Here is a 19,094-nt window from a genome sequence, read left to right on the forward strand (position 1 = left end):
GCTGTGCGAATCGACCGGCTCGGCGATCTTGGTGCCGCACCCCAGGTGCTGCGCGCCGTGGGTGACGCCACCCGCCGGCTCGCTCTGCCGCCGCCGGCCGCGCTGACCGGCGAGTGGTTCGGCGCCCTGGCGGTGATCGCGCCGAGCCTGTCGGTGCGCCCGGTGCACGCCGACGACGTGTTCGCCGTCCAGGCGCCGCGGACGCCGAAGCCGCACGCGGTCGGCGGCGGCTGGATCGGTTACCTGTCCTACCCCGACCCCGGCGCCGACGCGCAGCCCAACCGCATTCCCGCGGCCGCCGGCGGCTGGACCGACTGCGTGCTGCGCCGCGCCCGCGACGGGCGCTGGTGGTACGAGAGCCTCTCCGGCGCGCCGATGCCTGAGTGGCTCACCACCGCGCTGGCCGCACCGGCGCCCGCGCCGCGCAACTGCCACATCGAGTGGGGCATCGCCGACCGGGCGGCGCATCGCGACGGGGTGCTGGCGTGTCTGGAGGCCATCCGCGCCGGCGAGGTCTACCAGGCCTGCGTGTGCACGCAGTTCACCGGAACGGTCGCCGGTGCCCCGCTGGACTTCTTCATCGACGGCGTCGCGCGCACGGCCCCGGCCCGGGCGGCCTATCTCGCCGGCACGTGGGGTGCGGTGGCGTCGCTGTCCCCGGAGCTCTTCCTGCGACGGCGCGGCACGGTTGTCACGTCCAGCCCGATCAAGGGCACCTTGCCGCTGGATGCCTGGCCGTCGACGCTGCGCGCGTCGGCCAAAGAGGTCGCCGAGAACATCATGATCGTCGACCTGGTGCGCAACGACCTTGGCCGGGTGGCGATCACCGGCACGGTGACCGTGCCCGAACTGTTGGTGGTGCGACGGGCCCCGGGCGTGTGGCACCTGGTGTCGACGGTGTCCGCACAGATCCCCACCGAGCTGCCGACGTCGGCGCTGCTGGACGCCACCTTCCCGCCGGCCTCGGTCACCGGGACACCCAAACACCGTGCCCGCCAACTACTCTCGCAATGGGAGCGCAATCGTCGTGGAATATATTGCGGCACAATCGGATTGGCCTCACCCGTGGCGGGTTGCGAGTTGAATGTCGCGATCCGCACCGTCGAATTCGATGCCGCGGACGGCGCGGTTCTGGGCGTCGGCGGCGGCATCACCGCCGACTCCGACCCGGACGCCGAGTGGGCCGAATGCCTGCACAAGGCGTCCCCCATCGTCGGACTGCCGTCGATCGCGACCGCGAGCCCGGCCGGCTGACCGAGCGGCAGGCCTCACTCGCGTCGGGACTGCAGCACCGCGTCGTAGAGCTGGCGCGAACGCGCCCCCGGATGGGCGGCGGCCACCTCACCGCAGGCGTCCTTGATGCGGGTGCCGGCCGCGACCAGCTTTTCGACCTCGACGACCAGCGACGGCAGATCGGCGCTCGGTGTGGCGCCGGCCAGCACCACGGTGATCTCACCGAGCACACCGTCGGCCGACCACGCCGCCAGCTCGTCGAGCGACCCGCGCACCACTTCCTCGTGCACCTTGGTCAGCTCCCGGCAGATCGCCGCCCGGCGTGCGCCGCCGAGCCGCTCGACGGCGTCCTGCAGGCAGGCGGACAACCGGCGCGGCGATTCGAAGAACACGCAGGTGCGCCGCTCACCGGCCAGTGAATCCAGCCAGGCGCGCCGCGCCGCCTTCTTGCGTGGCGCGAATCCCTCGAAGCAGAACTTCTCGGCCGGCAGACCGGACAGGGCCAGCGCGGTCGTCACCGCCGACGGCCCCGGCAGGCATCCCACCGGCAGACCGGCCTCGACACAGGCGGTCACCAGCCGGTAGCCGGGGTCGCTGATCAGCGGCATCCCGGCGTCGCTGACCACCAGCACCGTCGCGCCCGCGCGGATCGCCTCGATCACGGAGTCCACCCGGGCGTTCTCGACCTGGTCGAACATGCTGATCACCCGGCCGGTGATCCGCACATCGAGCGCCTTGGCCAGGGTGCGCACCCGCCGGGTGTCCTCGGCGGCCACCACGTCGGCTCGGGCCAGGGCGTCCAGCAGGCGGGGGGAGGCATCCGACGGTTGGCCCAAGGGGGTCGCGCCCAGCAACAGGCGGCCGGTGGTCATGACCGACAGCCTACGATCGACGTGATGACCGCCCCGCCCCGCGAAGCCCCGATCGCCGACGAGGAGCGCGTGGTGCCCGTCGTCAGCCCGGGGCCGCTGGTGCCGGTGGCCGATTTCGGGCCGACCGATCAGATCCGTGGCTGGGTGGTGACCGGCGTGATCACGCTGGCGGCGGCGTTGACCCGGTTCCTGAATCTGGGCTCGCCCACCGACGGCGGCACCCCGGTGTTCGACGAGAAGCACTACGCGCCGCAGGCCTGGCAGGTGCTGCACAACCACGGCGTGGAGGACAATCCCGGGTTCGGCCTGGTCGTTCACCCGCCGGTCGGCAAGCAGCTGATCGCCCTCGGCGAGGCGATCTTCGGTTACAGCGGCATCGGCTGGCGCTTCACCGGCGCGTTGCTCGGCGTGATCATGGTGGCGCTGGTGATGCGGATCGTGCGGCGGATCAGCCGCTCGACGCTGGTCGGTGCGGTCGCCGGGGTGCTGGTGATCTGCGACGGTGTCAGCTTTGTCGCCTCGCGGACCGCATTGCTCGACGGCATCCTCACGTTTTTCGTGGTCGCGGCGTTCGGCGCGCTGATCGTCGACCGCGACCAGGTTCGGCAACGGATGCACGTCGCGCTGCAGGAGGGCCGCAACGCCGACACGGTGTGGGGTCCACGGCTGGGTGTGCGGTGGTGGCGCTTCGGTGCCGGGATCCTGCTCGGATTGGCTTGCGGCACAAAGTGGTCCGGCCTGTACTTCGTGCTGTTCTTCGGGGCCATGTCGCTGGCGTTCGACGTGGCCGCGCGGCGCCAGTACCAGGTCACCCGGCCCTGGCTGGGGACGCTGCGGCGCGATCTCGCCCCGACCGTGTATGCGCTGGGCGTCATGCCGGTGCTGGTGTATCTGGCCAGCTACGCACCGTGGTTCGCCTCCGAGACCGCCATCGACCGGCACGAGGTGGGCCAGACGATCGGCCTGCATTCGCTGGTGCCGCTGCCCGCCGCCATCCGATCGCTGTGGCATTACACCGCCAAGGCGTTCCAATTCCATGCGGGCTTGACGAATTCCGCCGGCAACTATCACCCGTGGGAGTCGAAACCGTGGAGCTGGCCGATGTCGTTGCGGCCGGTGCTCTATGCCATCGATGAGCAGAACGTGTCCGGGTGCGGCGCGCAATCCTGCGTCAAGGCCGAGATGCTGGTGGGCACCCCGGCGATGTGGTGGCTGGCGGTGCCGGTCCTGGTTTTCGCGTTGTGGCGCATGCTGGTCCGCCGGGACTGGCGTTACGCCGCGGTGCTGGTCGGCTACTGCGCCGGCTGGCTACCCTGGTTCGCCGACATCGATCGGCAGATGTACTTCTTCTACGCGGCGACCATGGCGCCGTTCCTGGTGATGGCCATCGCACTGATTTGCGGCGACATCCTCTACACCCCGGGCGCCCCGCCTCGGCGCCTGCGGCTGCGGCTGCGCGCGAACTCGGAGCGGCGCACGCTGGGTCTGATCGCCGTGTCCTGTTACGCGGCCGTGGTGGTGACCAACTTCGCGTGGCTGTTTCCGGTGCTGACCGGTCTGCCGATTTCGCAGCAGACGTGGAACATGGAGATCTGGCTGCCCAGCTGGCGCTAGCTTTCTACGCCAGCAGGTCGCGGGCGACGGGGCAGGACATGCACCGGGGCCCGCCGCGGCCGGTGCCCAGTTCGGATCCGGCGATGGTCAGCACCTCGATGCCGGCGTCCTGCAGGCGAATGTTGGTCTGTACGTTGCGCTCATAGGCGACCACCACGCCGGGGGCGAGCGCCAGCGTGTTGTTGCCGTCGTCCCACTGCTCGCGCTCGGCGACGACGGGATCGAGCCCCGTGTCGATGACGCGCAGCTTGTCGATCTCCATCGCCTTGGCCGCGGCCTCCAGGAACGGGGCCTCGTCGCTGATGGCGACTCCGTCCGGTGTGCGCGCAATGGTGAACGCCGACAGCGAGTCGACGATGTTGGCGTACATCACCACCGTGTCGGTGTCGACCATCGTGCACACCGTGTCCAGGTGCATCTGGGCGCGCCGCTGAGCGATCGGCACCGCGAGCACCGTATTCGCCAGATCGTCGTCAAACAGGCTGCGGGCCAACGCTTCCGCGCCGGCCGGAGTGGTTCGCTCGCCGACCCCGACGGCGACCACGCCGGGCGCCAGCAGCAGCACGTCACCGCCCTCGACGGGGGCGGTGCGCGACTCGTAGGCACGCCGCACACCGGTGAACCGCGGGTGATGGGCGTAGATGAGGTCGGTCAGCGACGCCTCGCGGATGCGGGCGCGCAACGCCAACGTCGGGATCACCACCCGCTGGCCGATCCAGATGGACGAGTCGCGGGTGAAGACCAGGTTTGGCAGCGGGTCGATGACGAAATCACCGCCGTGGTGCATGCGCAGCACCAGCGACACGTCGGTGCGGGTGTCGGAGGGCAATTCGTTGAACGTCATCCCGGCCATCAGCACCTGGGCCAGCCGGGCCGGCTCGAGCCCCCGCAGGTAGCCCGAAACTTCTTGCGCCAACGGCACTCCGAGTCGTCGTGCGTCGACGGCGGCGGCGACACCCTGCATCCGGGCGGCTCCGCTGTGCGTCAGCGCCTCGGTGAGCAGGTCCGACAACAGCAGCACCTCGATGCCGCGGGACCGCAGCAGCGCGGAGAACTGGTCATGCTCGTCCTGCGCGCGGGCGACCCACGGCAGGCCGTCGAACAGCAGTTGGTCGACGTTGCGCGGGTTGAGGCGGAGCAGCTCGGCCCCGGGGCGGTGCAGGATGACCATACGCAGCGCGCCGACCTCGGAATTGGTGCCCAGCTCAACAACACCCACAGCTCAACCGTAGCGGCGCCGGGCCGCGGGTCCCGCCACACGCCCGTCGCGCGCCCCACGCGATCGAACGGATGTGCGATAAGCTCGGTTGCGTGGAGATCGCGGTCCAAGGCTCCCTGTTCCAGCACACCGAGCGCAGGCAACTCGGTGACGGCGCGTTCATCGAGATCCGTGCCGGCTGGCTCACCGACGCCGATGACCTGCTGGACGCCCTGCTGTCGACGGTGTCGTGGCGCGAGGAGCGCCGGCAGATGTACGACCGGGTCGTCGACGTGCCGCGGCTGGTGAGCTTTCACGACCTCACGGTGGACGAGCCGCCGCACCCGGAGCTGGCGCGGCTGCGGCGCCGGCTCAACGACATCTACGCCGGCGAGCTCGGTGAGCCGTTCACCACGGTCGGGTTGTGTTGCTATCGCGACGGCTCGGACAGCGTGGCATGGCACGGCGACACCATCGGCCGCAGCAGTTCCGAGGACACCATGGTGGCGATCGTCAGCCTGGGCGCTACCCGCTCGTTCGCGATGCGCCGCCGCGGCGGCGGCCCCTCGCTGCGGTTGCCGCAGGCGCACGGCGACCTGCTGGTGATGGGCGGATCGTGCCAACGCACCTGGGAGCACGCGGTGCCCAAGACGACGGCGTCCGTCGGCCCCCGGGTGAGCATCCAGTTCCGGCCGCGCGGCGTGCGGTAAACCGAAGCGGCGGTCGCAAGCGCGGCGAAAGCCGGGCGCAGCGGGCCGCCGCCATCGAGCCGAGCGTCAGGTGCGCACCGCGGACACGGCTTTGACGAGCAGGTCGCGCGCCCGCTGGGTGTCAACCGGGGCGACGGGCTGATTGGGAACCACCAAGGGATTGGCGATGACGATCACCTGGTAGTCGCCGAATACGGCCGAATAGTCGTACAGCTCACCGGTGCGTGGACCGCCGGATGTCAGCGCCTGCATGACGCGATGCACGCCCAATGTGCGGGTGCTCTCGATCTGCGGTACCTCGACCACCTGGACACCGCCGCGCATCTGCGGCCCGGTGAAGGTCACTTTGTTGCACTCCTTCCCGGGGTCGTTGAACGGCAACGCTTTTGAGGTCTCCAGCGCGATCACCACGAACCGGTTGCCGCGGCCCTCGGCGGTGACCGCGGACATGTTGCCCTGCAGGTCCGCCGGCATGTCCGGCCCGGCCGCCACTTTCGCACAGTTCGCCGGGTCGAACGTCAACCCGTCGGGGAGTTTGCGGCCCGCCAGCAGCTTGGGATCGATTCCCCGTTCGCTGATGTCGCTGACCTTGAACTCGGGCCCGAAGCTGGACTTCACGTCGACGACTTTGCTGATGTCGACCTTCGCCGAGTGAGTGGCCGAAGAGCAGCCGGCCAGGACGCAGACAGCCGCGACCGCGAGCAACATCTTGGACATCGTGGCCAATCTACCCAAGCGGGTAGTTCAACTGCGCAACGTGGACACCGTTTTGGCGAGCAGATCCGCGGCGAATTGCGGCGGCAGCACCGGAAGCGCCGAACCCGGATCGGTGGTCAGCGTGGTGAACGCGTAGTAGTTGCCCAGGTACGCCGTGAATGTGTAGGTGCGCGAATCTATTTCGGTGCCCGATTCGACGGAGGACTTCACGTCGGCCACCATGCCGACGGTGTCGACACCATCGACGTGCGGCGCGTCGGTGAGGTGGACGTGCACCACGGTGCGACCGGCGGACTCCGACCACTGCGAACACGAGGTGAGCAGGTCGTCCGGGAAATCCACCGGCTCCGGCAAAGCCACCACCACCGCGTCGACGATGCCGCCGGTCCCCGATCCCGACACACCCTGCGCCGACTGATCGCGCCCGTTGCCGGGATCGGCCAGCGTCCCGCACTTGGCCGGCTTGGCCTGCAGGTCGTCCCCCAGGCTCCAGATCACCCTGGGTGAGGCCGCACTCGGGATTCCGGTGGTCACCTCGTAACCGGGCGGCAGGTCGCGAACGACCCGTTTGATGTTGGCGGGGTTGACGGCAACGGCGCTGGGCGGAGCGGATTTCGTGGGTTTGGCCGACGGCGCGTGTGCGGGTGAGTGACCGCACGCGGCGATGACCACCGTGAGCACGGCAGCCAGCGACGGGCCAATCCGGAACGGCCGCATGAGGAGTTGATAACACAAGATGTGGCCATACGTTCGGAACCGCATCCGTCACACGAGTACCGGCCGGAAAGGACCAGGCAATTCCCGAACGTGCTAGCGCATGCGCCAGCGGATTCCGACGTCACCTAATGGTGCGCAGACTGACCGCCGTCGGCGCACCAGCATCCGGTGAAGGAGGCCAACGCGGCCTCAGCCGACCGCCGCGATCACCTGCCGGGCCACGCGCTTGATCTGCTCGGCCTCCTCACGCCGCAGCTGGCGCGGGTGGGGCACGTCGATCACTGTGGTGATGACGCCGATGTCTTCGCGCTGCCAGACGGCGCCGTAGCGGTCCATGATCGCGCGCATCGGCCCGTTGTCGGAAAGCATTCGCGCGGAGAACCTTTCGACGCCGTCGACCTCGGCGGCGATGGATAGCGCGCTGATCAGGAACGTGCCGATGCCGCGGCCCTGATAGGCGTCGGCGACGGTGAAGGCGATCTCTGCGACAGTCGGGTCGTTCGCGTCACGCACGAAGCGCGCGTCGGCCACCGGGTCGCTGCCGTCGGTGACCACCCACACGAAGTGGTCGACGTAGTCGACCTCCGACAGGTAGTGCATCAGCGCCGGGGTGGGTAGTCGCGGGGTCATGAAGCGCCGATACAACGTGTCGCTGGAGAAGTAGACGTGTCCATGCACGGTGCGCTCGCTGTCGCCGGGCAGCACCGGGCGCAACAACAGCAGTGTGCCGTCACGCACGCGGATCGGGATCGGCGTGATGAATGCGGCGAGACGCTGGCGCACGGTGCGCAGCAGCCGCGGCGTGATGCCGGGAATGTGCACCAAGCTGGCGAAGGCCCTGGTGTCACCGATCCAACCGGTGAGCGGTTGGGCGGTGGTCACGGTCGCGGTCCGGGGAATGTCACGCAGCAGGGCGATCTCGCCGACGATCATGCCCGGGTACGCATGCTCGACGATCACCACACCGTCGTCACCCACGTGGGTGATCTCGGCGGTACCCGAGGAGATCAGCAGAAACGAGACGGCCTCCTCCCCCTGCCGCATCAGCACCTGGCCGGCCGCGGCGCGCAGTGGCTCCAGGCGGGCCGCCAGCGGGGCGAGGTCTTCGGCGGGAGAGCCCTTGAAGATGTCCATCGTCGCCAGCTCGTCCACCCGGGCGCCGGTCAGTCCGGCCACCGCTATGGACCGCCGCCCGCAGCATCGCGACACCGCTCTGCGCGTCGCGGTGATGTCATGACCTGCCCGCCTGGTTGCCGTCGTCTACCGCGCCGGGCCGAACACCCCGGACGCGGTCGGATGTTGCCAGGTTATGAGCACCGTCGCGGCTGCGGCAAGGATGCGCCGGTCAATTACCGGATCAACGGGGGCGCCGTCGGGCATGATGATCGCGTCAAGCACCGCCTGATGTACGTGCGATCGCGCCCGCACGCGGCGACTTTGTTCGATGCCGAGCCTGGTGCATCGGGACCGTCCGCGGCGTCAGCGTGCCCCTTGGGCATTCACGATGAGTTCGACGGCCGCGGCAAGGTCGTCGACCACGATGTCAGCGTCGTCGGGGGCCTCGCCGCCCGGGCGGAGCAGGATGGTCGCCGTTCCGGCCGCCCGGCCCGCCATCATGTCGATGTCGCTGTCGCCGACCATGACCGACTCGGCCAGGTCGAAACCGTGCTGTCGCGCCGCGCGCACCAACATGCCGGCCAGCGGCTTGCGGCAGTCGCAGCTGTTCGCCGCGTGCGGACAGTGATACTCGGCATCGAGCCGCGCGCCTTCGCGGGCCAGCATTTCGCCCAGGCGCCGCTGCGTGGCGGCGAAATCCGCAGGGTCGGCGGTCTTTTCCGATAGCCAGCGCTGGTTGGTCACCAGCACGGTCCGCAGGCCCGCGGCGTTCAGGGCGGTCAGCGCCTTGGCGGCGCCGGGCAACAGCTCCAGCTCGGCGGGTGATCGGATGTATTCACCCTCGGCGGCCTTGACGTTGATCGTGCCGTCCCGGTCCAGGAACACGGTGCGCACGGTGCGCAGGTCGGGTGCGGCCATCGTCGACGTCAAGAAGGCCTGGGAAACAGTGCCGCTTCGACCATTTCGCAGATGGAGTGGCCCAGGTGCAGGCATGCCTCCTGGATCCGCCCGGTGTCGTGGCTGGGCACCCGTATGCAGATTTCGGCGACGTCCGCCACCTTGCCACCGCGTGCGCCGGTCAGCGTCACGGTCGTCATCCCCACCTGGCCGGCCGCCTCGAGCGCGCGAACGACGTTGGGAGAGTTGCCCGATGTGGTCAGCCCTATAACCACATCGCCGGGGCGCCCCGCGGCGAGGACCTGACGGGCGAACACCTCGTCGTAGGAATAGTCGTTGCCGATCGCCGTGATCGCCGCGGTGGCGTCGGGGAGACTGATCGCCGCCAGGCCGGGCCGGTCAAAAGCGAAGCGGCCCATCAGTTCGGCGGCCAGGTGCCCGGCGTCTTGCGCGGACCCGCCATTGCCGAAGAAGATCACCTTGGCGCCGGCGCGCAACGCGCCGATGATCGCCCGCGCCACCTCGACGGTCTGCGCGGCGAAATCGCCCTGCTGCATTTGTTGCTTGACCGCGATGGTCTCGGCAAGCCGTTGCTGCACCAGCTCCACGCTCGGCGGGACGACATCCGACTCGGTCAGGCCTGCCATGTGGTCAATCCCTTGCTCTCGAACGCGAATTCGGTGATCGTGGCGCCGGCGCCCTCGAGGGCTTCGATGAGTCGGTGTTTTTTGGCGAAGTCGCAGAACAGCAGGATGTATCCCCCACCACCCGCGCCTGTGAGCTTGCCGCCCAGCGCGCCATTCTTCCGGGCGAGGTCGTACAGGTCGTCGATGCGCTCGTTGGTGATGTAGGGCGACATGCGTTTCTTCTGATTCCAGGCCTCGCCCAGCAGCGCGCCGAAGTCGTTCAGCTTGCCGGTCAGCAGCGCGGCCTTCATCGCGACCGCCAGATCCTTCTGGGCCCGCAGCCCCGCCAGGGTGTCATCGGAACCCGTTGTGGCGCGCCGTGTTTGGTCCTCGATCACACGCGCGGAGTCACGGGTGATGCCCGTGTAGCACAGCAGCAGGCTGAGCTCGAGTTCGAAGGCCGTCTCGTCGCGGATCCGCAAGGGATTGACGATCACCCGGTCGGTGAACTCGATGAAGTTGAATCCGCCGAACGTCGCGGCGTACATGTCCTGCAGGCCGCCCGCGATACCCAGATCGTCGCGTTCGATGGCGCACGCCAGTTGGGCGGTCTCGTACTCGCCCATCGGCACCCGGTAGTGCTCGGCGAGCAGGCCGGTGAGGGCGACCATCATCGTCGACGACGAGCCCAGCCCCGAGCCGGGTGGAGCGCTGGAACGCAGCACCAGGTCGTAGCCGTCTGTGCCGTCGCGGCCGAACCTGCGCACCGCGGCCTTGATCAGGTCGAGGCTGCCGTCGTAGAGGATCTCGCTGTCCAGCGTCATCTCGTGCGTGGTCTTGAAGTCCACCGACTCGATGCTGACCCGGCGATCGGTACGCGGCGTGAGCGATCCCTGGGCGTAGCGATCGATGGTCGCCGACAGGACGCAGCCGCCCTCGGTCGTCGGGAACGGCGGGACGTCGGTGCCGCCTCCGGCGAACGAGATGCGCAGCGGCGCTCGGGCGCGAATTCGGGGGCGTGTCATGGGGATTCGCATCGTTCCGGCAGCGATTTTTCAGAGGCCACGCCCGCCACGTGCTAATCCCATCGTTCGGCGTCCTGAAGCGCCGCCAGCCTAACAGGCTGACCAGCGCGGTCGCCGGGTTTTCAGGTGATCTTTTGGCTCGGCTGCAGCACGAAATCGACGACGATCGCGGCAATGTCGTCGATCGCGCGGCGAGCGATGACCTCGTAGCCGTGGGTGCTCAGCGTGGGCAGGCACAGCAGGCCGGCGCGTGCGGTCAGCCCGCTGGCCTTAGAGTGCGAGGCGTCGGATTCGAAGGCGCCCAGCGCGGCCGGCTGTGGCGACAGCTCGCGGTCGGTGGCGATCTTCAGCAGCCGGTCGGCGACCTCTTTGTCGTAGACACACAGCGCGTCGCTGTAACCGATGATCGGGCCGCCGGTGACGCTGGTGTTGTATTCGCGTTCGGTGGGGCCGACCTCCAGGGCCAGGGTGAGATCGCCGGGCAGGGTCGCGCTGGCATAGGTGCCCCCCACCCCGCCGATCTCTTCGTTGGTGGTGAATACCAGGTACACGTCGTCGGCGGGCCGCTGTTGGCGCTCCCGCAGCAGGCCTGCGGCGTTCAGCAGGGCGGTCACCGCGGCGCGGTCATCGAGGAAGTAGGCGCCGACGTAGTCGCCGATCTCAACCATCGATCTCTTGCTGGCGTCGACACACACCCGGGTGCCGGCGTGCACTCCCGCGGCGGTCAGCTCGTCGGTGCTGCGGCCGGTGAAAACGTAGACGTGATCCCAGTCCAGCGCGCGGTCGCCCTGATCGGGCTTGGTCTCCCAGATTCGTGAGCTTTCCTGGGTGGTGTGCTCTGAGCCGAGAGTCAGTACGGCGGTGAGGGTTTCGTTGTCACCCAGCACGGCGACCGGACCCAGTCCGAAGTTTCCCGGATACATGGTGCCCAGCTGCGTCAGATGTAGTGTGCCATCGGGTTCCACGCGCTTGACGATCATGGACAGTTCGTCCATGTGCGCCATCACCCGTGTCGCGGTGCCGGGGATGGACTCGGTGCGGTGGCGGTGGTTGGGCGCCCCCGCATCGCCGGCCGAAGGATTGGCCGCGACGTAGCCGATCAGGTTGCCGGCGTCGTCAGTCCACATGTCGTCGACGAGGGGTTGCAGTTCGCGGGCGATGACCGCACGGACCGCGCCCTCCTGCCCGCACGGCCCGAAGGTCAACAGAAGTTCTTGCAGCAGCTCGTCGGTGGAGTCACGGTCGCGGTGCGCCATCGGATCCTCTTCGTCATCGGGTTCAGAGGGATCAGTACCCACGTTTGGCCTGCGGCTACCCAACAGGAAGATGTTCAGGCCAGTGCGACACCCAGTTCCTGCGCGAACACCTTGATCATGTGCTGGACGGCGATTTCGTTGCGTCCGATGATCATGTGGTCGTGCTGGCCGTGCCGGACGCCCTCGCCGCACTGGGGCAGCATGGCGAAGTCCTCGTCGCGCACGGCCGCGTGCACGCCTTCGAAGACTGTGTCGTAGGTCACTCTCATCTCATCGTTGGTGGCCGGGACGCGACCCATCCAGCTGTGCCGGACCGTGCAGCGGGTCGGTTCACCGGCGGGCAACATGTCGATGATCTCCACGCCCACCGGGCTGTTGGCCAGGATGAGATTCGGATACACCCAATAGATCACGCCCATGTTCGTCGAGGGGTCCAGCGACGCCGTGGGGTCGGTGTCCGCGTTGATGATCCAGGTGAACGGAAACCCGATGCGGTGATGCTTGCCGAATTCGTCGTAGACCATCGTGTTGGCCAGGGTGTTCTGCCCGATGAGGCTCTCGCCGTGCACGTACGGGAAGTGATATCCCTCGGCGAAGGCTTCCAACGCACCCTTCCAGGACACCTCGGACGTGAATTCGCGCTGCGTGTGGTAGCCGTACGACTCGTAGTTCCACAGCGCCAGTTCGGTGCCGAAGTCGCCCAGGTGCGCGTCGAGGTCGATGGTCGCGTCGGCGGTCAGCACCGCCCAGATGAAGCCGTGCCGCTCCTCGGAGGGCAGCTCCACCAGGCCGTAGTCCTTGGTGTCCATCGAATTGAAGCCGTTCTTGCCCGGGACGGTGAACAACTCACCGGTGTTGCGGTATGTCCAGGCGTGATACGGGCAGACGAACCGTGAGGCGTTGCCCGAGCCGCAGGCCGGCATCGCGCCGCGGTGCCGGCAGTAGTTGAGCAGGACGTGGCTGGTGCCGGCGCGGTCGCGGGTGACCAGCAGCGAGTCGCCCAGCACCGAGCGCACCACATAGTCGTTCTTTTTCGGCACCTGCGCCGACGGGACGATGGCCAGCGGCACCCGGCGCAGGATCTGCGATTCCTCGATCTCGGTGATCTTGGGGTCGCGGTAGTAGTGCAGCGGCACCCGCAGTTCTCGTTCGGCCAGGTCGGTGGTTTTGTTCCGCGCGTGACGCAGGCCCCGCCGTGTCAGCGTCTCGTCGGTGCCGCTCACCGGTTTGTCGATCGTCGTCACCCTGGTCTCCTTCGCCTCGATGCTCCGGACCATACAATCACTATCGTTTGTGTTGTCAAGACCGGCGGCCGGTGTGTGCGACGATCACGCCATGCGCCGGCACGGCTGGTCGGGTGACATCCCGGCCGACGACGATGAGGCGGTCGCACGCATCCTGGGCGCGACCCGCAGCGCCATCGACGCGCGCGGGACCGTGAGTGTGTCCGAGGTCGCGGCGACGCTCGGCGTGACACGGCAGACGATCTACCGGTACTTCCCCACCCACGAGGCGCTGCTGGGCGCGACGGCACTGTCCGCCGTCGACGGGTTCCTGGATCGCCTTGCGGCGCACCTGGGTTCGATCACCGATCCCACCGAGGCGGTGGTCGAGGGCATCGCCTACACGTTCGAGCAACTCGCGCACGACAAGTACCTCGGCCTGGTGTTCCAACCCGGCAAGGCCAGCGCTTTCACCGCGGGCGTCACGTCCGATATGGCCATTTCGTTCGGCCGGTCGATCCTGCAGCGATTCGACGTCGATTGGGCCGCAGCGGGATTCGTCGAAGGCAGGCTCGACGAACTGGTCGAGATCATGCTGCGCACCCTGCAGTCACTGATCGTGGACCCGGGCCGTCCACCGCGAACCGGACGGGAGCTGCGCCGGTTCCTGGAGGACTGGATCGCGCCGTCGGTGCGCGCGCACGCCGCCGTCCAGCGCTGAGTGGTTGCGGGTCAGTCGTCGGACGGGTCAAGAACCGCGGTCAAGGCGGGGGTGATCAGCCGTAGCAGGTGTTCGGTGTCGACGTCGACCAGGTCTGGCATGCGCAACAGGTAGCGCTGACTGGCGACCCCCATGAGCATCGCTCCGAGTAGCGCAGCCCGAAGTCGCGCGTCGGGTGCGTCGATTGTTTTCGCAATACTGCCGACTGCGTGGGAGGTGACGTGGGTCCGGAGGAGATCCGCGGCTTCTTCGCTCGTCATGCTGGCACGCAGCAACACAGCCATCGGGCTGTTCGGGTTGGCGCTCCATGCGGCGAGCATTCCGCGCGCCAAGTTCTCGGCAGCTTGAGCTGGGCCGTTGTCGGACACGACATCGTCGATCGGGATGGTCCAGGTGGCTGCTTCTTCGAAAAGGTTTCGCTTGGTGCCGAAATACTTTACGACCGAGGATTTGTCGACATTGGCAGCGGCAGCGATGCCGCGAATTGTGGCGCGCTCGTAGCCCACGTCCCCAAACACCTTGCGGGCCGCCTCGAGTATCTGACGCCGGGTGCGTTGTCCCTTACGCTCCGCGCCTGGCGCCACGTCGTCGCCCACTCACCCTCCTCGCTGTTTCGGACCGGTCTTGCATTGCGACGACGCGGACGCTCAGCGCGCTTGAAGACGAATCACCGGAATCTCGCGGTCCGTCTTCTCTTCGTACTTGGCAAAGCGTGGCAACTCGTTCGTGATCCGTCGCCACGCATCCTCGCGTGCCTGTCCGTGCAGCTGCTCGGCGACGACGCCGACTTTGCGCCCGGCCAACTCAACTCGCACCTGGTCAGGATGCGCGGCGATGTTGTAGTACCAGGCCGGATTGTTAGCCGCCCCGTTCGCTGACGCCGCTATCAGCCACGCGTTATCGCCATCGGGCAGAAAAGCGACGGGAGTGCTGCGCTCGGCTCCGCTCTTTCGGCCAACGGTGGTCAAGACCAGGGCGTCCATCCCCATTACCTTGCCGCCCTGTTGACGGATTCGTTTCATGTTCCAACCGTTGAACCAGCGCATCAAGCGACCGGCGCTCGGCTGCTTGGCACCACGGGTGCCGTTGGGCGTATTGAAGGTCATGGCATCTCCTAAATACAGATCGTCAGGGTCGTCGGTGAACGGTGCGTTTGGGCGGGACGAACGAGTCATCGTGTCGTAGCGGTTGGCCGCTGAGGTTCCAGCTCCACGAAATCTCAGGCGTCACACGCAAATACGGCCGATCGCCGTCTACCACTTCGCCGGTGCCGTAGACACGAAGAAACCGCGGACTCCACGGCTGGGTGGACACCAAATCGTCGATGACCAACGCAACCTTGTGATTGCCGGCCAGGACGTTATGGTGCCGCCGGGTCTTCGATGGCTCGTAACCGCCGATGTTGATGCAGGTCCCATCGAACTCGAAACCGACAGGGACCACGTCAGGTTGACCGTCATCGCTCACCGTGGCGACTCGTGCCAATGGCTGGCTGCTCATGAATGCGATCTCGTCTTCGGTGAAACTCATCGAAAAGCCCTTCTATAGAACGAGAATTCGTTCGGTGCCGCTCAGCGCACCGAGCCACACCAGCAAAAGTATACGCTTGTATACTTTTATGGTCGAGGTCGTTCGGGTGAGCGCGGCCTATGGCAGTGTCTGCGCGCGAAGCAGCCCACTACCTACCCGTGAATCGCGGCTCGCGTTTGGCGGCGAAGGCGGCCAGCCCTTCCTTGGCGTCCTCGGAGCGAACGGCGAAGGGGTGCCGAGGGCCCCTGCGATTCTCGCCAACAGATCGTTGATTTCACATATGAGAGGAGGTTCTCTCGGGCGAAACACTCCCGCAGCCTCTGGCTTCGTCCGAAGCAGCGTTCGCTGAGATCTGCATGGCCCCAGCTTATTTCGTCAGACTGCCTCGTCCTCGACGTCTGCCACGAAATGGGTGGTGCTCGGATGCAGATGTCGCAGTAGCTCCGTGCCGGAGAACTGCATGCGATGGGCCTCCTTCAGGAAATCAGACCGCGCCGCTGAGGATTCGTAGACCAATCGGGTGTCCTTCGCTGCCCTCGGCTCGCGCACCGTCTTGCGCTTCTTCAGACGCATCAGTTCGGGATGCATCTTCTTCCGCTGTGAGGGAGGGACCAGCGCGCCACGGCTGATGGCCCTCATACCGAGCTTGTCCGCGACCTCGCAAACCTGCCAAGTCTTCAACCGGTAGCGCCAAGCGATTTGCGAAATCGTGTACCACCCCCGTGGCATCCGCCAGACCCAACCCGCGACGGTAATGACCGTCAACACAATCGCCAGGGTCGCTTCGGGGCGGAACAGCTTTCCGGAGAACACGATTGCCGCGATCCCGACTACCAGCATGACGACGAGAGCTGACACGAAGAAAATTTGAGTCGGGCTCACGCCGCCTCCTTGCGTTCCATCGCGAGTATGCCCAACGGTCCCAGAACCGACTGGCGGTGAAACCGCGACACGCCGTAGCGTCACCGGCTTGAGACCGCCTTTGGCTCGTCCGGGACGGTCGGTTCAGCGACTGCTCGGCCACGCCAGCCGTCGGCGACGCTGGATGTGGAGGCAGACTCGTTCTACGAGGATCTGGACGAGGTCGACGGTGTCTCGATGCGCACGATGCTCGCTAAGGGGTCACCGGTCACCCCCATCGTCGCCCTATGTTGGGGTGTCGGTCGCGGAACCTGGCCCGGTCAGCTGAGACGGGATGTCTTCGTTCGATTCCCTCGAAGGCCGGTCGTTGACTGCACGTGGCAGCGACCGCCAGTACACAGCCGTCATTAAAACCATGGGGACCCCGATGATGAATAATGAGCCGGCCACGGGATCGGCAATCGCGGCAATAGCCGCGTCATCTGTCGTGCGGGCAACAAAAATCGCGGCACCTGCCATCACTCCCACCTGAAGCAGGTAGACCACTAACGCTGGGGAGTGCGGATGACTGCGCAGACCAGGCACGGCAGCGGCTCGCTCATTGCGCGCCATCCACGTGAGTAAGCCGATCAGAATGCCGGAGATGCACAAAAAGCCCATCTGCGCACAAAGCGGTAGGCCGAACCAAAAGCCAGGCCCGCCATAGTGAAACAGTTCCCCGAGCGCGAAATACCGGCCCAGCCGACTGACGGGGTCCATGATCCACGTCGCCCAGGTAGCTAGCACCACGGCCAACACGTACTCGAGGATGGGCTGTCGAGAGCGGGACCGGTAGGGCCCCGCGACAATGAGTCGAGCGGCGGCGAAAGCGAAATACGCCATGAAGGTGTAGCTAAGCGGCACCATAAGGGGCACATCACCAACCCACAACTCCTGGCCGCGCAGGTCCGAATTGTAGGTGTACCGGGTGAATGGAAAACCCAGATGCACCGACCCATTCTCAGCAAGCGCGCCTATGGCCACGGCAACCGCGCTATAGATCACAGTGCGCTTGAATCCAATGTGGCGCAGGGCGAGAACCACGAATACCAGGCCGTATGCAGTGACGTACCACCTTCCGACGATGGTGCCTGCAATCTCCCCTACCATCGCGAGCGTCTCCCTGATCGCTTTACGGCCAACCCTTCCCCCACCCCATTCGTTCAAGACGGGACATCAGGCTCAGGCCGAATGAACGTCGGTTATGGCTCAGTCGCAGCGACGCGAGCTTCGACCCGTCTGTTTGGCGTACCCATCTCTCGGTGTAGTGCCCGTAGCCCGTGACCGACATGCCGTTGCAGCTTTGGCCCGGGCCAGCTCGTAGAAGGCGATCGAATCGGCTTGTCCGGTCATGTGACGGCCAGTTCCAGATGGTCGAGCCGACGCACCAGAAGGCTGGGCAACCAGCGCCCCGTCTGGGTGGCCTGGACGAGTGTGGTGCGCTCAAGGAGTTGGCGGAGGACGACCGCTGCCTCTAACCGGGCGAGGGCGGCGCCGACGCAGAAGTGCGCCCCCCTCCCGAAGGTGAGATGACCTTTCCCAGCGGGCCGGTCGAGTCGAAACTGTCCGGGGTCATCGAAGTGGGACGGGTCGCGATTGGCCGCCCCCCACAGCAGGAGCAGACGTGACCCGCCGCGCAGCGGAATCCCATCCAGTTCGGTGTCGTGAAGGACGTGGCGATAGTGACCCCGAAACGGCGGCTCGTAGCGCAGCACCTCTTCCAAAAACGCGCCGAGCAACTCCGGCTGCTCCCGGACTCGCTGTTGAATGACGGGGTTGTTCGCCAAAATCCATGCGCCGGAACCGATTAGCGAAGAGGTGGACTCGCCCCCGGCGCTGAACAGGGTGATCATCATCAGTTGTGCGGTGAACTCGTCCAATTCGCCAGTGACGCACGCTGCGGCGAGGTCGCCGAGCAGGCTGCTTCGTGGACTGGCGGTGGCCCGGCGGAACTGATCGGTGATGTACTCGGTGAGTTCCATGACCGCGACACCGGCGGCGGTCAGCTGCTCATGAGTGACCAGTCCCTCCACGATCTGCGTGGCGGCGTATCCCCACCGGACGAGCTTGTCATTGTCCTCGTGCGGCACTCCGATGATGCGCCCGACGATCATCATCGGCAGCCGGTTGGCCATCGCGCCCATCCATTCGATGCGTCCGTCTTGGACGCTGGTATCCCAGATGTGTGTAGAGGTCTCGCTGATGAAGGGCTCGATGGCTCGTATGCGCTTGGCCGCCAGTTGCGGTATCAGCGCCTTCCTGTGCACGACGTGCGCAGGGTCATCGGCAGTGGCGAGCACCTGCGTCGGGCCGCCCAGCTCACCCGTCGGGAGCTCGCGGACCATGCCGTCAGCGTCACGCATCATGGTGGCCGTCAGGTTCGATGAGAAGTCGTCGCACCGAGCTACGGCCTCGTTGACGGCGGCCCAGCCGGTTACGGCGTAGAAGTCTGAATCGCCTATCCGGTGCAGTGGCCCTTCCTGGTGCATGCGCTCATACAGCGGGTAGGGGTCTTGGATGTACCGATCGTCGAATAGCGCGATGCCGAGTGCGCCATCCAGAGATGTCATTGCTCCACGCTGATGATTGCTGCTGACGAGGTCAACCAATTGCGGCGAAATTGAAATGGCCGGTAGCCCTCACGGACGGCAGTTATCTCAACCGCTGCCGCAGACCTGCACGAATGATGATATGGACTCTGAAGTTTGTCTCAGTACTGCGAAGATGGCTTCTAACGAA

The 19,094-nt window shown here is 66.7% G+C and carries 20 protein-coding genes; 4 read left to right on the plus strand and 16 right to left on the minus strand.

Annotation, left to right across the window (positions count from 1 at the left end):
* The first annotated feature begins 3 nt into the window (after positions 1–3).
* Entirely contained in the window at positions 4–1,254 is a 1,251-nt protein-coding gene (locus A5760_RS07060; RefSeq protein WP_064879091.1) for an aminodeoxychorismate synthase component I, read from the plus strand.
* A 14-nt stretch (positions 1,255–1,268) separates the two neighbouring features.
* On the opposite strand, the gene rsmI is transcribed toward A5760_RS07060, so the two are convergent.
* On the minus strand, positions 1,269–2,105 hold the full coding sequence (gene rsmI / locus A5760_RS07065; RefSeq protein ID WP_064879094.1) for a 16S rRNA (cytidine(1402)-2'-O)-methyltransferase: 837 nt from the start codon (positions 2,103–2,105) through the stop codon (positions 1,269–1,271).
* Between the two features lie 69 nt (positions 2,106–2,174).
* Here rsmI and A5760_RS07070 point away from each other — a divergent pair, with 69 nt between their 5' ends.
* The gene (locus A5760_RS07070; protein WP_196772017.1) at positions 2,175–3,719 is read left to right on the plus strand and encodes a dolichyl-phosphate-mannose--protein mannosyltransferase; all 1,545 of its coding nucleotides are present in this window, start codon (positions 2,175–2,177) and stop codon (positions 3,717–3,719) included.
* A 4-nt stretch (positions 3,720–3,723) separates the two neighbouring features.
* Here the strand turns inward: A5760_RS07070 and arcA are convergent, their stop codons facing one another.
* The gene (arcA, locus tag A5760_RS07075; RefSeq protein WP_419538227.1) at positions 3,724–4,890 is read right to left on the minus strand and encodes an arginine deiminase; all 1,167 of its coding nucleotides are present in this window, start codon (positions 4,888–4,890) and stop codon (positions 3,724–3,726) included.
* Between the two features lie 140 nt (positions 4,891–5,030).
* Between arcA and A5760_RS07080 the strand changes: the two genes are divergently transcribed.
* Complete coding sequence (locus tag A5760_RS07080) at positions 5,031–5,627, plus strand: alpha-ketoglutarate-dependent dioxygenase AlkB (RefSeq protein ID WP_196772012.1); 597 nt, start codon at positions 5,031–5,033, stop codon at positions 5,625–5,627.
* Between the two features lie 66 nt (positions 5,628–5,693).
* Here the strand turns inward: A5760_RS07080 and A5760_RS07085 are convergent, their stop codons facing one another.
* The 8 genes from A5760_RS07085 to A5760_RS07120 all read right to left on the minus strand — a co-directional run bounded on the left by A5760_RS07085 (position 5,694) and on the right by A5760_RS07120 (position 13,258).
* A complete protein-coding gene (locus A5760_RS07085) occupies positions 5,694–6,344 on the minus strand; it encodes a DUF5642 family protein (protein ID WP_064879098.1) in 651 nt (216 codons plus the stop codon).
* A 27-nt stretch (positions 6,345–6,371) separates the two neighbouring features.
* Entirely contained in the window at positions 6,372–7,061 is a 690-nt protein-coding gene (locus A5760_RS07090) for a DUF5642 family protein (RefSeq protein WP_064879100.1), read from the minus strand.
* A 189-nt stretch (positions 7,062–7,250) separates the two neighbouring features.
* Positions 7,251–8,195 (minus strand): GNAT family N-acetyltransferase, encoded by a 945-nt coding sequence (locus tag A5760_RS07095; RefSeq protein ID WP_155764244.1) that lies wholly within the window; start codon positions 8,193–8,195, stop codon positions 7,251–7,253.
* 345 nt (positions 8,196–8,540) lie between these two features.
* Positions 8,541–9,095 (minus strand): D-glycero-alpha-D-manno-heptose-1,7-bisphosphate 7-phosphatase, encoded by a 555-nt coding sequence (locus A5760_RS07100; protein WP_064879104.1) that lies wholly within the window; start codon positions 9,093–9,095, stop codon positions 8,541–8,543.
* 8 nt (positions 9,096–9,103) lie between these two features.
* A complete protein-coding gene (locus A5760_RS07105) occupies positions 9,104–9,721 on the minus strand; it encodes a D-sedoheptulose-7-phosphate isomerase (RefSeq protein WP_064879106.1) in 618 nt (205 codons plus the stop codon).
* Positions 9,709–10,725, minus strand: a complete 1,017-nt coding sequence (locus tag A5760_RS07110) for a GHMP kinase (protein WP_064879108.1) — start codon at positions 10,723–10,725, stop codon at positions 9,709–9,711. Before A5760_RS07110 ends, A5760_RS07105 begins: the two co-directional genes overlap by 13 nt.
* A gap of 122 nt (positions 10,726–10,847) precedes the next feature.
* Positions 10,848–11,981: a M42 family metallopeptidase gene (locus A5760_RS07115; protein ID WP_064879110.1), complete on the minus strand. Its 1,134-nt coding sequence runs from the start codon at positions 11,979–11,981 to the stop codon at positions 10,848–10,850.
* A gap of 74 nt (positions 11,982–12,055) precedes the next feature.
* Positions 12,056–13,258: an aromatic ring-hydroxylating oxygenase subunit alpha gene (locus tag A5760_RS07120; protein ID WP_064879111.1), complete on the minus strand. Its 1,203-nt coding sequence runs from the start codon at positions 13,256–13,258 to the stop codon at positions 12,056–12,058.
* A 58-nt stretch (positions 13,259–13,316) separates the two neighbouring features.
* Here A5760_RS07120 and A5760_RS07125 point away from each other — a divergent pair, with 58 nt between their 5' ends.
* Complete coding sequence (locus tag A5760_RS07125; RefSeq protein WP_064879298.1) at positions 13,317–13,925, plus strand: TetR/AcrR family transcriptional regulator; 609 nt, start codon at positions 13,317–13,319, stop codon at positions 13,923–13,925.
* An 11-nt stretch (positions 13,926–13,936) separates the two neighbouring features.
* Here A5760_RS07125 and A5760_RS07130 read toward each other — a convergent pair whose 3' ends face one another.
* The 6 genes from A5760_RS07130 to A5760_RS07155 form a co-directional block, all read right to left on the minus strand.
* Positions 13,937–14,464 (minus strand): TetR family transcriptional regulator, encoded by a 528-nt coding sequence (locus tag A5760_RS07130; protein WP_331237090.1) that lies wholly within the window; start codon positions 14,462–14,464, stop codon positions 13,937–13,939.
* A 108-nt stretch (positions 14,465–14,572) separates the two neighbouring features.
* Positions 14,573–15,031: a nitroreductase/quinone reductase family protein gene (locus A5760_RS07135; protein WP_196772013.1), complete on the minus strand. Its 459-nt coding sequence runs from the start codon at positions 15,029–15,031 to the stop codon at positions 14,573–14,575.
* Positions 15,032–15,053: 22 nt separating this feature from the next.
* Positions 15,054–15,455 (minus strand): PPOX class F420-dependent oxidoreductase, encoded by a 402-nt coding sequence (locus A5760_RS07140; RefSeq protein ID WP_064879115.1) that lies wholly within the window; start codon positions 15,453–15,455, stop codon positions 15,054–15,056.
* Between the two features lie 375 nt (positions 15,456–15,830).
* Entirely contained in the window at positions 15,831–16,337 is a 507-nt protein-coding gene (locus A5760_RS07145) for a formate dehydrogenase (RefSeq protein ID WP_231122567.1), read from the minus strand.
* Positions 16,338–16,601: 264 nt separating this feature from the next.
* Complete coding sequence (locus A5760_RS07150; RefSeq protein WP_155764234.1) at positions 16,602–17,522, minus strand: carotenoid biosynthesis protein; 921 nt, start codon at positions 17,520–17,522, stop codon at positions 16,602–16,604.
* A 182-nt stretch (positions 17,523–17,704) separates the two neighbouring features.
* A complete protein-coding gene (locus A5760_RS07155) occupies positions 17,705–18,925 on the minus strand; it encodes a cytochrome P450 (protein WP_064879119.1) in 1,221 nt (406 codons plus the stop codon).
* Between the last annotated feature and the right edge of the window lie 169 nt (positions 18,926–19,094).

Source organism: Mycobacterium colombiense (assembly GCF_001665835.1).
GTDB lineage: Bacteria > Actinomycetota > Actinomycetes > Mycobacteriales > Mycobacteriaceae > Mycobacterium > Mycobacterium colombiense_A.

What these genes read in the sequence shown, in the direction of transcription:
- A5760_RS07115 (WP_064879110.1), bottom strand. Translation starts at nt 11,981, where the DNA reads ATGGCGCACCGCGACCGTGACTCCACCGACGAGCTGCTGCAAGAACTT.
- A5760_RS07095 (WP_155764244.1), bottom strand. Translation starts at nt 8,195, where the DNA reads ATGGACATCTTCAAGGGCTCTCCCGCCGAAGACCTCGCCCCGCTGGCG.
- A5760_RS07100 (WP_064879104.1), bottom strand. Translation starts at nt 9,095, where the DNA reads ATGGCCGCACCCGACCTGCGCACCGTGCGCACCGTGTTCCTGGACCGG.
- A5760_RS07135 (WP_196772013.1), bottom strand. Translation starts at nt 15,031, where the DNA reads ATGACCTTCAATACGCCCAACGGCACCCGTGGTGCCAAGCAGCCGAGC.
- A5760_RS07090 (WP_064879100.1), bottom strand. Translation starts at nt 7,061, where the DNA reads ATGCGGCCGTTCCGGATTGGCCCGTCGCTGGCTGCCGTGCTCACGGTG.
- arcA (WP_419538227.1), bottom strand. Translation starts at nt 4,890, where the DNA reads ATGGTCATCCTGCACCGCCCCGGGGCCGAGCTGCTCCGCCTCAACCCG.
- A5760_RS07155 (WP_064879119.1), bottom strand. Translation starts at nt 18,925, where the DNA reads ATGACATCTCTGGATGGCGCACTCGGCATCGCGCTATTCGACGATCGG.
- A5760_RS07105 (WP_064879106.1), bottom strand. Translation starts at nt 9,721, where the DNA reads ATGGCAGGCCTGACCGAGTCGGATGTCGTCCCGCCGAGCGTGGAGCTG.
- A5760_RS07120 (WP_064879111.1), bottom strand. Translation starts at nt 13,258, where the DNA reads ATGGTCCGGAGCATCGAGGCGAAGGAGACCAGGGTGACGACGATCGAC.
- A5760_RS07085 (WP_064879098.1), bottom strand. Translation starts at nt 6,344, where the DNA reads ATGTCCAAGATGTTGCTCGCGGTCGCGGCTGTCTGCGTCCTGGCCGGC.
- A5760_RS07140 (WP_064879115.1), bottom strand. Translation starts at nt 15,455, where the DNA reads ATGAGTTTCACCGAAGACGAGATCGCATTCATGAGCAGCCAGCCATTG.
- A5760_RS07110 (WP_064879108.1), bottom strand. Translation starts at nt 10,725, where the DNA reads ATGACACGCCCCCGAATTCGCGCCCGAGCGCCGCTGCGCATCTCGTTC.
- A5760_RS07125 (WP_064879298.1), top strand. Translation starts at nt 13,317, where the DNA reads ATGCGCCGGCACGGCTGGTCGGGTGACATCCCGGCCGACGACGATGAG.
- rsmI (WP_064879094.1), bottom strand. Translation starts at nt 2,105, where the DNA reads ATGACCACCGGCCGCCTGTTGCTGGGCGCGACCCCCTTGGGCCAACCG.